Source organism: Amycolatopsis minnesotensis (genome assembly GCF_039529815.1).
GTDB classification, from domain to species: Bacteria; Actinomycetota; Actinomycetes; order Mycobacteriales; family Pseudonocardiaceae; genus Amycolatopsis; species Amycolatopsis minnesotensis.
Map to the genome: position 1 here is coordinate 208,976 of NZ_BAAANN010000008.1, position 13,673 is coordinate 222,648.

The 13,673-nt window shown below is 70.0% G+C and carries 9 protein-coding genes; 5 read left to right on the forward strand and 4 right to left on the reverse strand.

Annotated features, from left to right (window positions below):
* The first annotated feature begins 6 nt into the window (after window positions 1-6).
* From ABD256_RS12535 to ABD256_RS12545, 3 genes are all read left to right on the forward strand, one after another.
* Complete coding sequence (locus tag ABD256_RS12535; protein WP_344417041.1) at window positions 7-1,617, forward strand: ABC transporter ATP-binding protein; 1,611 nt, start codon at window positions 7-9, stop codon at window positions 1,615-1,617.
* A gap of 138 nt (window positions 1,618-1,755) precedes the next feature.
* Entirely contained in the window at window positions 1,756-2,700 is a 945-nt protein-coding gene (locus ABD256_RS12540; protein WP_344417043.1) for a LysR family transcriptional regulator, read from the forward strand.
* A gap of 150 nt (window positions 2,701-2,850) precedes the next feature.
* On the forward strand, window positions 2,851-4,944 hold the full coding sequence (locus tag ABD256_RS12545) for a chitinase C-terminal domain-containing protein (protein WP_344417045.1): 2,094 nt from the start codon (window positions 2,851-2,853) through the stop codon (window positions 4,942-4,944).
* A 77-nt stretch (window positions 4,945-5,021) separates the two neighbouring features.
* Here ABD256_RS12545 and ABD256_RS12550 read toward each other — a convergent pair whose 3' ends face one another.
* From ABD256_RS12550 to ABD256_RS12565, 4 genes are all read right to left on the reverse strand, one after another.
* Window positions 5,022-5,996: an ABC transporter substrate-binding protein gene (locus tag ABD256_RS12550; protein WP_344417047.1), complete on the reverse strand. Its 975-nt coding sequence runs from the start codon at window positions 5,994-5,996 to the stop codon at window positions 5,022-5,024.
* Window positions 5,997-6,046: 50 nt separating this feature from the next.
* Window positions 6,047-7,090 (reverse strand): FecCD family ABC transporter permease, encoded by a 1,044-nt coding sequence (locus ABD256_RS12555; RefSeq protein WP_344417049.1) that lies wholly within the window; start codon window positions 7,088-7,090, stop codon window positions 6,047-6,049.
* A gap of 8 nt (window positions 7,091-7,098) precedes the next feature.
* A complete protein-coding gene (locus ABD256_RS12560; protein ID WP_344417052.1) occupies window positions 7,099-8,133 on the reverse strand; it encodes a FecCD family ABC transporter permease in 1,035 nt (344 codons plus the stop codon).
* A gap of 73 nt (window positions 8,134-8,206) precedes the next feature.
* A complete protein-coding gene (locus ABD256_RS12565) occupies window positions 8,207-9,061 on the reverse strand; it encodes a siderophore-interacting protein (RefSeq protein ID WP_344417055.1) in 855 nt (284 codons plus the stop codon).
* A gap of 71 nt (window positions 9,062-9,132) precedes the next feature.
* Here ABD256_RS12565 and ABD256_RS12570 point away from each other — a divergent pair, with 71 nt between their 5' ends.
* Together ABD256_RS12570 and ABD256_RS12575 are read left to right on the forward strand one after the other, a co-directional pair.
* Window positions 9,133-9,723 (forward strand): SGNH/GDSL hydrolase family protein, encoded by a 591-nt coding sequence (locus tag ABD256_RS12570; protein ID WP_344417057.1) that lies wholly within the window; start codon window positions 9,133-9,135, stop codon window positions 9,721-9,723.
* A gap of 451 nt (window positions 9,724-10,174) precedes the next feature.
* The gene (locus tag ABD256_RS12575; protein WP_344417059.1) at window positions 10,175-13,483 is read left to right on the forward strand and encodes a S8 family serine peptidase; all 3,309 of its coding nucleotides are present in this window, start codon (window positions 10,175-10,177) and stop codon (window positions 13,481-13,483) included.
* Window positions 13,484-13,673 lie beyond the last annotated feature (190 nt).

A 13,673-nucleotide genomic window follows, 5' to 3' on the forward strand; every position in this document is an offset into this window, starting at 1 on the left:
GGCGCGATGACGGACCAGCCGCTGCTGGAAGTGAGCGATCTCGAGGTGTCCTTCGGACCGGTCGCCGCCGTGCGCGGGGCGGGCTTCCGGCTGATGCCGGGGGAGCGGGTGGCCGTGGTCGGGGAGTCGGGGTCGGGGAAGTCGACGATGGCGCACGCGATCATGGGGCTGCTGCCGGGTTCCGGCAGGGTGACCGGCGGCGAGATCCGGTTGCGCGGCGAGGACATCGCCCGCGCGGACGAAAAGCGGCTGCGGCGGCTGCGCGGCAGGGAGATCGGGCTGGTGCCGCAGGACCCGATGTCGAACCTCAACCCGGTATCGCGGATCGGCCGCCAGGTGGAGGAAACCCTGCTGGTGCACGGGATGGCGACCAGGCGCGAGGTGCGGGCCCGTGCGGTCGAGGTGCTGGGCGAGGCGGGGCTCCCGGATCCGGGCCGCCGCGCGCGGCAGTACCCGCACGAGTTCTCCGGCGGTATGCGCCAGCGGGTGCTGATCGCGATCGGGCTCGCCTGCCGTCCCGATCTGCTGATCGCCGACGAGCCGACGTCGGCGCTCGATGTGACCGTGCAGCGGCAGATCCTCGACCACCTCGACGAGCTGACCCGCGAGCTGGGCACCGCGATGCTGCTGGTGACGCACGACCTCGGACTGGCGGCCGACCGCGCCGACCAGGTGGTGGTGATGTCCCGTGGCGAGGTGGTGGAGGCGGGTCCCGCTCGCCAGGTGCTCACCGAACCGCGGCACGAGTACACCCGCCGGCTGGTCGCGGCGGCACCGGCACTGGCCAGGACTTCGCCTCGTGCGGCCGTTTCCCCCGGTCCGGTGCCATCGCCGGTGCTTGAGGTCGAAGGTGTGTCCAAAGAGTACCGATTGCGGGGAGCGGCGCGTGGTGCCGGGGTTTTCCGCGCGGTGGAAGACGTTTCGTTCACCGTCGAGAAAGGACGGACCACGGCGATCGTCGGCGAGTCCGGCTCCGGCAAGACCACCACGGCGAGGATGGTGCTCGGCCTGATCCCGGTGACCGGCGGGATCGTCCGCCTCGGCGGCAAGGAGGTCGTCGGGCTCCGCGGCGCGCGGCTGAAGGCGGCGCGGCGGACGATGCAACCGGTTTTCCAGGACCCGTATGCGTCACTGGACCCGATGTTCACTGTGGACAGACTGATCGCCGAGCCGCTGCGCGTGTTCGGCGTCGGCGACCGGGCGAGCCGCGGGGCCAGGGTGCGCGAACTGCTCGACCAGGTCGCGCTGCCGGCGGAGGTGGCCCAGCGCTACCCGAACGAGCTGTCCGGCGGGCAGCGCCAGCGGGTGGCGATCGCCCGCGCGCTCGCGCTGAGCCCGGGGCTGGTGGTCTGCGACGAAGCGGTCTCCGCACTGGACGTCCTCGTCCAGGACCAGATCCTGAAGCTGCTCGCCCGGCTGCAGGAGGAGCTCGGGGTCAGCTACCTGTTCATCTCGCACGACCTCGCGGTGGTGCGGTCGATCGCCGACGAGGTGGTCGTGATGCGCGAAGGGCGCGTCGTCGAACAGGGCGCGGTGGACCGGGTGCTCGACGCACCCGCTGACCCGTACACCCGACGTCTACTCGACGCGATCCCCGGCGCGGACGTCCTGCGCTGAGGCCGGTTCCGGGGGTCCTCCCGGCCGGGCTTCCCGCTGATCCGGCGACGAACGGCCGTTGACGTCCGCACTACGCTCGAACCGGGCTGACGGTGTGGTCAGGAGGCCGAGGTGGATCTGGGGCCGCAGCATCTCCGGATGCTCGACGCGATCGCAGCCGGTGAAAGCATTTCCCGCGGCGCGGTGCGGCTCGGTCTGAGCCAGCCAGCGGTGTCCGCCATGCTGAGCCGGGTGGAGCAGCACTTCGGCGCGCGCCTGTTCACCAGGACCGCGGCGGGCGTGGTGCCGACCGCCATCGGTGCCGAGGTGGTGGCCAGGGCGCGGGCGATCCTGTTCGGCCTGGACGATCTCACCGCCGCGCTGGTCCCGGACCCGCGCGAGGGCAGGACGAGGAAGGTGTTGCGCGTCGGGGCGCAGCCCAGCCCGGCGTTGAACCTGCTGGCGCCGGAATTGGGTTCGCTGCTGCCGTCGGCGAAGGTGTGGCTGCGGGTCGACCACGGCCAGCCTCGGATCGTCTCGCTCCTGGAATCCGGCGCGCTCGACGTCGGCATCGTCCAGGAACCGGTCGGCTCGCCGCTCACGCTGCCCGCCGGCGTCGGGCGGCACGTGCTGATCCCGCGCGAACCCGTGTTCGTCGGCCTGTCCGCGCAAGATCCACTCGCGACACGCGCGGAGATCGCGTTGGGGGAACTGAGCGCGAACGAGTGGATCGACGATCCCCTCGAAGAGGGTGCGTGGCCGTCCTACTTCCGGCGTGCCTGCGCGAGCGCGGGATTCCAGCCGCAGGTGAGCTTCTGGACCGGCGACTGGCACCTGGCCAGGACGCTGGTCCGTTCCGGGCAGGCGATTGGTCTCTACCACCCGACCTCGCGGCCGCTGGACGGCCTCGCGCTGGTTCCGTTGCGGGATGCCCCGCTGGCGCAACGGATCTCGGTGCTCTGGCGTGCCGGGGCCGACCGCGCCGCGCGACGGCTCATCGGCGCGCTGGTGCACGTTTACGCGGAACTGGCCGACGCGAACCCCGCCTACGCGCGCTGGTGGACTCGCAACGCGGACGCGCGGCCGGTTCCGGCGAGGCCATAACACGGCCCCATCCGGCGCGCCGATACCGCCGTTGGCCGGTTACCAAATTGGACTGGACCAATGTAGGTTCGGTTCGTCAACGAGCGAAATAGGTCCTCGAGGAGGTCTGCCGTGTCATTGACGACGTCGACAAGATCGAAAGCAGGGGCGGTGTTCGCCGCCGTGGCCACGTTGCTGGCCGCGTCGCTGGTCGTCCTGCTGCCCGGTACGGCGAGCGCGCGTGCGGACAACTGCAGGCCGGACGGGCTCGCGGCGACGCCGGGTACCACGTCCCCGTACTGCACCGTGTACGACAGCGCGGGACGGGAGAAGATCGCGCACGGCAGCCCCCGCCGGACCATCGGCTACTTCACCGGCTGGCGAACCGGAAAGGACGGCTCGCCGGCCTACCTGGCCGGCAACATCCCGTGGAACAAGGTCAGCCACATCAACTACGCGTTCGCGCACATCGGCGCGGACAACCGGGTTTCGGTCGGTCCCGACGGGCCGGGCAACGCGGCGACCGGGATGGAATGGCCGGGAGTGCCGGGGGCCGAAATGGATCCGGCGTACCCGTACAAGGGGCATTTCAACCTGCTCAACAAGTACAAGAAGCAGAACCCCGGCGTGCGCACCCTGATTTCGATCGGTGGCTGGGCGGAGTCCGGCGGCATCCTGAACCCGGACGGCACCCGCACCGCGTCCGGTGGCTTCTACAAGACCGCGCAGAGCCAGCAGGCGATCGACACGTTCGCGGATTCGACCGTGCAGTTCCTGCGGCAGTACGGATTCGACGGTGCCGACATCGACTACGAGTACGCGACGTCGATGAAGTACGCGGGCAACCCGGACGACTTCTGGATCGCCGACGCGAACCGGGCGACGCTGATGAAGAACTACGTCGCACTGATGAAGTCCTTGCGCGCCAAGCTGGACGCCGCGAGCACGGCCGACGGCAAGCACTACATGCTGACCGCCGCCGTGTCGGCGTCCGGGTGGATCCTGCGCGGTGCCGAGACCTACCAGGTCACCCAGTACCTCGACTACGCCAACATCATGACCTACGACCTGCACGGCGCCTGGAACCAGTACGTCGGGCCGAACGCCGCGCTCTACGACGACGGGAACGACGCCGAGCTCAAGTTCTGGAGCGTCTACACGACCCCGCAGTACGAGGGGATCGGGCATCTGAACACCGACTGGGCGTACCACTACTTCCGGGGCGCGATGCAAGCGGGCCGGATCAACATCGGGGTGCCGTTCTACACCAGGGGATGGCAGGGCGTCTCCGGCGGCCAGCAGGGGCAGTGGGGTACCGCGCCGCTGCCGGACCAGAAGAAGTGCCCACCGGGCACCGGCGGCAGCGTCGGCTCGAAGATCCCCTGCGGCAACGGCGCGATCGGGATCGACAACCTCTGGCACGACATGACCGCGGGCGGCGAAGAGGTGCCGTCCGGGGTGAACCCGATGTGGCACGCCAAGAACCTCGAAAACGGCGTGCAGGGCGACTACCTGAAGGCGTACGGCCTCGACCCGGATAACGACCCGGCGGACCGCCTGACCGGCACCTACACCCGCAACTACAGCGGCCCGCTCACCTCGTCGTGGCTGTGGAACGACCAGAAGAAGGTCTACCTGACCACAGAGGACGAGTCCGCAGTGGACACGAAGGCGAAGTACGTCGCGGACAAGGGCCTCGGCGGGATCATGATCTGGGAGCTGGCGGGTGACTACGCCATGGACCCGGTGAAGCACCAGTACGGCATGGGCACCACCCTGGTCGACAAGATCGGGAGCCGCTTCGCCGGTGCCGCCCCGTACGGCGCCTCGAAGTCCAACACGGCCATGCCTGCCGACGTGCTGGACGTGGGCGTGGAAGCCAAGGGGTTCGCCTTGGGTGACGCGAACTACCCGATCAACCCGAAGCTGGCGATCACGAACCGCTCCGCCACCGCCATCCCCGGTGGCGCCCAGGTCGAATTCGACTACGGGACCAGCGCCCCCGGCAGCATGGCCGACCAGTCGGGCTGGGGACTGCGGGTCACGCAGAAGGGGCACAGCGGCCCGAACATCGGCGGGCTGAAGGGCGACTTCCAGCACGTCTCGTTCGCGTTGCCGAGCTGGCAGAGCATCCCGGCGAAGGGCACGGTGGAGGTCACCGTGAACTACTACCTGCCGATCGCGACCCCGTCGAACTTCAAGGTCACCTTCGGCGGCAAGAGCTACGCGCTGTCGCAGGACAACCCCCGCGGACCGGCCACCTGACCCCACCGGCCCGCACCTGGAAACCGGAGGTGGGGCGATCCGCTGCCGGATCGCCCCACCTCCGGTTTCCGAACAGGTCAGGAGTCCTTGAGGATCTTCTCGATCTCGTCCTGGAAGGCCAGTGCGGCCTTGTAATGCAGTGCGTAGAAGTTTCCGGTGGGCAGGACTTTGCCCGCCGCGGTGGCGCGAAGTCCTTTGAAGGCCGGAAGATCGATGATCTGCTGGGTGTCGGGACCGGCCTTGCCATGGTAGTCGGCCTGGTAGAGGATCACGTCCGCTTCGTTGAGCTTGTCGAGGTTCTCCGTGGAGAACTCGGGGGTGTTGTTCGCCGGGTCGGTGATGCCCGCACGGGCGAACCGCACACCGAGGTCGTGCAGGATGGTGCCGCCCCACGACTGGTCGAGGTTCAGGTACCACTTCCCGCCACCACCGTTGATCAGCGCGAACTTGGTCTTCGACAGCTTGTCCGCGTAGGTGGTGCGGATTTGCCGCGCGCGCTCCTCGTAGCGCTTCTTCAGTGCTTCCGCCTCCGCCTTCTTCCCGACCGCGTCCGCGGCTTGGATGACCCACTGCGGCCACGCGACTCCGGGCTCTCCCGGCGCGCCGCCGAGGATCGCGGTCGGCGCGAGCTTCTGGTAGTCCTCGACCTTGTGCCGTTCCAGGGACAGGAACTTGTTGCCGAGGATCAGGTCCGGCGCCTGGACGCCGACCTGCTCGATGTCGACGTCCATGGAGCCGCCGACCTTGGGCGCTCGTGCATACTCTTCGGCGTACGGCGGGAAAATGGCGAAGCTGTCCGGGTAACCGGACGCGGTCGCCTTCGGGTGCACGCCGACATCCAGCAGGCCGAAGTAGGTGTACTGGTCAAGTGCGACTACGGACTTGGGGTCGGCCGGGATCTGCGCGGTGCCGCTGGGGGTATCGAACGGCCTGGTCGCGCCGGGGGCGCCGGCGCTCTGGTCGGTCGAGCCGCAGGCCGCGGCGGCCAGTGCGATCGCGAGCGTGGTGCCTCCCGCGACCGCACCACGCCATTTCCGGAAGTGTGTTCTCATCGTGCGTTCCTCTCTGCGAGCCTTACCTGAAAGGTGGATGGCGGTCCGGATCAGGCGCGTCCCCGGCGCAATTCGCCAAGGAGCAGCCAGCCGAGGTAGAGGCCACCGAGAACGATGGTGGCGATCCCGGCCGGCATCTGCGCGGCCGGGAACACCCGCTGCGACACCAGGTCCGCGATCGCCAGCAGGCAGCTTCCGGTCAGCGTCGAGACCACCAGCGACGGGCCGACCGATCGCGCCAGCCGTTTCGCGATCTGCGGGGCGGCGAGGGCCACGAACGAAATGGGGCCCGCGGCGACGATCGACGCGGCGCTCAGGAGCACCGACAGCGCGATCGCCCACCGCCGGACGCTGTGCACCGAAAGTCCGAGCGATACCGCCGAATCGGAGCCGAGTTCCAGAGTGAGGAGCGGTCTGCTCAGCGCCATCGCCGCGGGGAGGACGAGTGCCAGCACCACGAGCAGGATCCAGACCTCGTCCCAGCTCCGTCCGTTGAGGCTGCCCACCATCCAGATCTGCGCGTTGAGCGAGTCGGTCAGTTCGGCGCGGCTGAGCAGGTAGGCGATCCCGGCGCCGAGCAGGGCGTTCATCCCGACGCCGACCAGCACGAGCCGGTACCCGGTCACTTCCGCCCGGTAGGCGAGCAGGTAGACCAGCACGGCGACCGCCGCGCCGCCCGCGACCGCTCCGCTCCCGGTCACCAGCAGGCTCGAATCGTGCAGCACGATGATGCACACCAGCGCGCCCGCGGTCGCACCGCCGTTGAAGCCGATGATGTCCGGACTCCCCAGCGGGTTGCCCGACAGGCTCTGGAAGATCGCTCCGCTCGTTCCGAGTGCTGCCCCCACGAGCAGGGCGGTCAGCACGCGCGGTAGCCGGACGTCATTGACGAAGTAGCGCTGTTGCAGCGTTCCCTCGCCGGCCAGTGCGCGAAGCACTCCCGGGACGCTGATCGAGAACTGGCCCGTGAGCAGGCTGGCCAGCAGCACCACGAGGCACAGCGCCGCCAAGGCGCAAGCGACGAAGGCAGCCCGCCTGCGCACACGCAGCGAGACCCGGTCCCGCCTGCCCCGTACCGTCCACTGTGGATTCACCGGCGCTTTCACAGTGCCGCCAGCCGCTTGCGGCGGATGAGGTGGACGAACACCGGGGCGCCGACCACGGCGGTGACGACGCCGACCTCCAGCTCACCGGTGGGGAGCACGATCCGGCCGAGGACGTCCGAGCTCACCAGCAACAGCGCGGCCGCGATCATCGAGTACGGCGCCACCCAGCGGTGGTCCGGCCCGGCCACCGCCCGCACCGCGTGCGGTACCGCCAGGCCCACGAAACCGATCGGCCCGGCGGCGGCCGTGGCCCCGCCGCACAGCAACACGACCGCCGCGGCGGTCAGGATCCGCGTCCGGGCCGGTCGCGCGCCGAGCGCCCTGCCGAGGTGGTCACCGAGTGCCATGGCGTTGAGCGAACCGGTCACCGAGAGCCCGATCACCGCACCGAGCACGAGGAACGGCAGTACCTGCCACACGATGTCGTAACCGCGGTTGACCAGAGACCCGAGCGTCCAGAACCGCATCACCTGCCAGGACTTGACGTCCATCGTGGTGAACGCCGTGATCACACCGGTCAGGACCGCGCCGACGACCGTGCCGGACAGCGCGAGCCGGACCGGCGTCGCCCGGCCCGGTCCGCTCGTCCCCAGCGCGTACGTCACCACACCCGCCACTGCGGCGCCGACGAGTGCGAACCACACGTAGCCGACGAGTGTCGTCACACCGAGCACGGAGATCGCGATCACGACGGCGACCGAAGCGCCCGCGTTGATGCCAAGCAGTCCCGGATCGGCGAGCGGATTGCGGGTGATGGCTTGCATGAGCGAGCCGGACAGCCCCAGTGCCGCCCCGACGAAGACGCCCAAGAGGGTGCGCGGAATTCGCTGGTCCCAGACCAGATTCGCGTCGTAGGAATCGTCGAACCGGAACAACGCGTGCCACACGACGTCCAACGGCAGCGGTTTCGCCCCCACCGCCACGCCGAGCAACGCGGCCAGTGCCACGAGGGCGATCCCGCCGGCGAGGCCGGCCCACCGCGTCCCGGTGCGTGCGTTCGCGGGACGGGCGGGGAAGGGTTGGGTGCGCACGGGGACCCCGTTCGGGCAGGAAACGGTGATGGTTGTTCGTGTGGTGGCGCGGCGAAGGCCGGGGTGTCGTGGCTCAGTCGTCGTCCGGTTCGTACGCCGCGTCTTCGGATTTGCCGCGTCGCCAGTAACCGCAGAAATCGATCTGCGCGCGCGTCATCCCGCGTTCGCCGATCAGGTGACGGCGCAGGTCGCGCACCAGGAACGCCTCCCCGGCGAGCCAGGCGTAACCACGTCCCTCGGGCAATTCGGTCGCGCGCACCGCGTGCAGCAGCGCGGCACCGGGCGCGTCGGACGCACCCTCGCGCGGCAGCCAGGTCACCGAAACCTCCCCTGCGGTCCGCCATTGCTGACGATCGGCGTCGACCGGGATTTCGACGAAGACGCGGGCGTGTTCGCCCCCTGCCAAGCTCTCGACGATGCCGCCGATCGCGGGCAGCGCCGTTTCGTCGCCGGCGATCAGCCGCCATGTGCTGTCGGCGGGCGGGAGGTAGTCGGCGCCCATCCGCCGGGGCTCGGCCCGTCCGGCGAGCCCCGCGTTGGGTGCCAGGATGACGACCTTGTCCCCGGGAACGGCGCGTCCGGCCCACCGCGATGCCGGGCCGAGATCGCCGTGGCGCACGAAGTCCACGTCGAGTTCGCCGGGGCGCGTGGAGCGGATGGTGTACGTGCGCATCGGCGGGCGTTGCCGCTCGGGCAGCGCACGGTAACGGCGGTACCAGTCCGGCCCGGTGGGCACCAGAGGGACCGCTTCGCCTGCCCGCGGCAGGAAGATCTTGATCCGCTGGTCCGGTCCGAAGGCGGTCACCTTCGGCACTTCCGGGCCGCCGAACGTGACCCGGGTCAGGCTCCGGCCGATCGGCGCGGTCGCCAGCACTGTCGCCTCGACGTGCAAGTGCGGCTCAACCTCGACGGGTGCTCCAGCAGTCATTCCGCAAACCATCCCTCAGTGCGACGAACCCCTCGCCGGTGAAGGTTAGCCTAACCATATTTGTCGGCCTCGTGTTATCGCGGTCCGGATACGGCGGGCGCCTCGCGCGGCCCGGCTTCGCCGGGGACGTATCGCGGAAGCTCGCCCTGTGCCGGACGCGGACGGCCACCGCGGTCGGCACGCTGGCGGGCATGAGCGAAAACGGCCGGGGCGGTCGCACTGCCGCGCCCCGCGGCCGCACGGCCGGTCGCCTGGCAGGCGAGCTGGACGGCGTCCCAGGTCGAGCCGTCGGCGGTGTTCGATCCGATCGCGCTGGCCGGGCTGTCCGGCACCACGGTCCGGCACATCGTGCGGCTGTCGGCCGGTGGGCGGCCACGGGTCCGGTTCGCGAACACCTGCCCGGTGACCACACGGCCGACGCCGGGCCCGCGGCGTTCACCACGACGACGGAATCCGTCCTGCTGATCACCGGGGCGGACGTGCGCCGCACCGGACAGGCGGTCGCCGTCCTCGGCGACTCGATCACCGAAGACTACGGGCTTCCGCTCGACACGAACGGAAGCTGGACGGACGTGCTGGCGCGGTGGCTCGCCCGCGCTCGCCGCGACGATCACCTGGCCCATGACCCCGGCGCGCCACCCGGCGTCGTCGTGACCGGCTGAGCACGGCCACTGGACGGCCGGCCGCTCGTGCGTCAGCAATCCGAGCCGCACGAGCGACCGGCCGCGCGTCTTTTCCGTCTATGGGATGAATGGACACAAATCTTTGACCGTTGGCACCCCGATGTCAGTATTCGGGAATAGTGTGGAATGCCGAGATAGTGCGCCGGGTCCGAAAACCGTCATCGGGGCCCGAAGTGGGCCGAACGGACGCTTGATCTTCATCCAGTCAGCCCCTTTTCGGCGTACCGGGATGCATTAACCTCATCTCGGCTGACAGGTTTCCCGGCCGATCCATTCACTTTTGGCTGAAGCGGGCCCGATCAAACAAACCGGCGAATTCCCGCCTCGGGGCGGTCCGTCGTCATGTCAACGATGTCATGGTTGATCGACAACCACAGATGGAGGGTGCGACATGCGCCGAAGAGCACATGCCTTGGTCAGTCTGCTCGTAGTGACCGTGGTCGGCGTGACGACGGCGCAAGCCGCACAGGCAGCTTCCGGACGGCCAGGGCAGGAGCAGCGCGCGAGCGCCGCCCAGGTGGCAGGCCCGCGCACGATCACCCTGATCACCGGCGACCGGATCACCGTGCACGAGCGGCAGGGCCAGTCGCCCGCCATTTCGGTGCAGCCGGGCCCTGGCCGCGAGGAGATGGGTTTCCAGCGCAGCCAGGGCAAGGACGGCTGGTCGGTCTTCCCCGCCGACGCCCTGCCCTTGGTCGCGAACGGCGTGCTCGACGCGCGGCTGTTCCGGATCGACCGGCTGCTCGCCGACGGCTACGACGACAGCGCGCGCCCGACCCTGCCGTTGATCGTGCAGCAGGACGGTGCCGGCTACGCCGCGACCTCGTTGCCCGGCGTGACCGACGTGCGGCGGCTGGGCAGCATCGGCGCGACCGCGTTCGCCGAGCGCAAGGACAGCGCGGGCGCGTTCTGGTCCACTGTGGTCGGTCCGCGGGCGACAGCCGTGCGAAAGGTGTGGCTGGACCACAAGGTCAGGGCGAACCTCGACCGCAGCGTGCCGCAGATCGGTGCGCCGGAGGTCTGGCGCAGCGGGTTCACCGGCAAGAGCGTCAAGGTCGCCGTGCTGGACACCGGCGTGGACGCCGGTCATCCGGACCTGGCGGGGAAGGTGCTCGAAGCCAGGGACTTCTCGGGCGGCCAGGACGCCACCGACCGGCACGGCCACGGCACCCACGTCGCCTCGACCATCGCCGGTTCCGGCGCGGCGTCGGGCGGGCGGTTCAAGGGCGTCGCGCCCGATGCCGGGCTGCTGGTCGGCAAGGTGCTCGGGGACGACGGGAGCGGTGGCTGGGCGGAGATCATCAGCGGTATGGAGTGGGCGGCCGATCAGGGCGCCAAGGTGATCAACCTGAGCATCGGCGGCGACGACGCCGAGGGCATCGACCCGTTGGAAGAGGCGGTGAACCGCCTCACCAGGGACAAGGGCGTGCTGTTCGTGATCGCCGCGGGCAACGAAGGGGAGAAGGGCGCGGGCACGGTCGGGTCACCGGGCAGCGCCGATGCGGCACTGACCGTCGGCGCGGTGGACCGGGCCGACGCACTGGCCCCGTTCTCCAGCAAGGGGCCGCGGGTGGGCGACAACGCGGTCAAGCCGGAGATCACCGCACCCGGCGTCGGGATCGTCGCGGCGAAGGCCGGCGGCGCGCCCGGGGACCCGTACCAGGCGATGTCGGGCACCTCGATGGCGACACCGCACGTGGCCGGTGCGGCGGCGCTGCTCGCCCAGCAGCACCCCGACTGGCGGGCCGAGCAGCTCAAGTCCGCACTGGCGGGCACCGCGAAGCCGACCGACGGACTGACCGTCTTCCAGCAGGGAACGGGCAGGGTGGACGTCGCCAAGGCCGCCAAGCAGCAGGTGACCGCGGACCTCACCACGGTAGCCTTCGGCACGCTCCCCGCCGCCGACTCGACGGCCAAGACACGGGAGATCACCTACCGAAACGACGGCGCCACCCCGGTCGATCTCGACCTGCGCCTCGATGTCCGCGACGAGGGCGGGAAACCCGCGGCCGACGGGATGTTCGCGGTGGACCGGCCCAGGGTCACGGTCCCGGCCGGTGCGACCGCGACCGTCGTGCTCACGGTGAACCCCGCGGACAAGCCTCGGGGAGCCTACGGCGGAACCCTGCTCGCCACTTCCGCTTCCGGTGCCGAAGTGCGCGGCCTGGTCGGTGCCGATCTCGAACGCAACGTCTACTCGGCCGACCTCAGGTTGATCGACCGGGAGGGGAACGGGCCAGGCCCGCAAGGACCGCACGGCACCGTGATCGCGACCAATTTGGACACTGGCGACCTGAAGATCTACAACGTCGGCGGCGGCGGTGGCCCGGTCCGGCTGCCGCAGGGCCGATACCTGTTCGTCTCGCAGGTCGACGAAGGCCAGGGCGGGTCGAGCCTGGTCAGTGCGCCTGACTTCATACTGGATCGGGACCGCGAGGTCGTGCTGGACGCGCGGCAGGCGAAACCGGTGACGGTGCGGACCGAGCAGCAGGACGCCCGGTCGAACGGCCAGATCATCGCCTTCGCCGAAAAGATCGCGGGCCGGGGCACCGCGGTTCATTCCTGGTACCAGCCGAGGCTCTTCCACGAGAAGATGTACTCCTACGTCGTCCCCACCAGCACCGACGTGCCGGACTTCGACTTCCTCGTCACCACCATGCTGACCAAGCAGACCGAGCAGGGGCGGTCGGAGAACAGCCCGTACGTCTACAACCTCCAGTTCCCCAGCACCGGCCGGGTTCCCGACGTCTCCGCGTACCAGGTGCGCGAGCGCGAGCTGGCCAAGGTGACCGCCACCTACGCCGGCGCCGGCAAGCAGTGGGGCAGCCTGCACGTGCTGCCCTCGCCCTACGACGACGCGACCGGGCTCAGCGACGCCTGGTTCCTCACCGCGCAGGCCGAACTGCCGTCGACGCGGGACGAGTTCTACAGCACCGGGGACATCCGCTGGATGAAACAGCTCTTCGTCGGCAGGCAGGGCACCAACGGGACGCTGATCGATACGCAGGAGGTGGCGGCCGGGGTGCAGTACCGCCAGGGGCAGCGCGCCAGGGAGGAGTGGAACCGGGCGATCATCGGTCCGGCACTGGGCAAGGTGGCGAAGAACGTGCGCGACGGCGACACCGTCAGCGTCCTGCTGCCGGTGTTCGCCGCGGCCGGTGAGCACGTCAGCTTCTCGCCGGCCGAAGGCACGACCCGGCTCTCGCGGAACGGGACGGAAATCGGTTCGGTGCCCAGGATTCCCGGGTACGCCTGGCCGAACGTCGGCCCGGTGACCTTCCCCGTTCCCGCGGAGGCGGGGGCTTACACGCTGACGATGGACGCGAAACGACCGCAGGGCGCGGACGCCGAGCTGTCCAGCAAGGTGTCCGCCTCGTGGAGCTTCCGCTCGCAGCACGCCGATGGCCAGGCACCCCTGCCGTTGATGGCCTTGCGGGCCGCCCCGGCGCTCGGTGCGGACAACGACGCATGGCGCCTGCTCCCGCTCGCCGTGCCGATCGAGGTCGAGCGCGCCGCCGGAATGACGGGGACCGTCCGGCAGGTCACCGCCGAGGCTTCGTTCGACGGCGGGCAGACCTGGCACGGGCAGTTCGTCATCGGGAGCGGCCGGCAGTGGCACGCTTTCGTCGTGGCGCCGTGGTTCAGCCAGTCGAAGTTCGTCTCCTTGCGACTGTCCGCTAAGGACTCGGACGGCAACTCGGTGTCGCAGACCAGCACGAACGCCTACCGGCTGCGCTGAGCCCGTTGGCCGGGCGGGGCGCCCGGCCGATCCCGAGGGCTTGTCCGTTCGGTCAGTGAAAGCAGCCGAACGGACAAGCCCGCTCGACCTGGCGCGGACTGCCCGCTGAGGATTCGGCGAGGTCGTCACCCCGGCGCCGAAGCGGTCTTGGTCGGCCAGGCGAGGCCGGGCCGCGAGGGGAGTGACACCC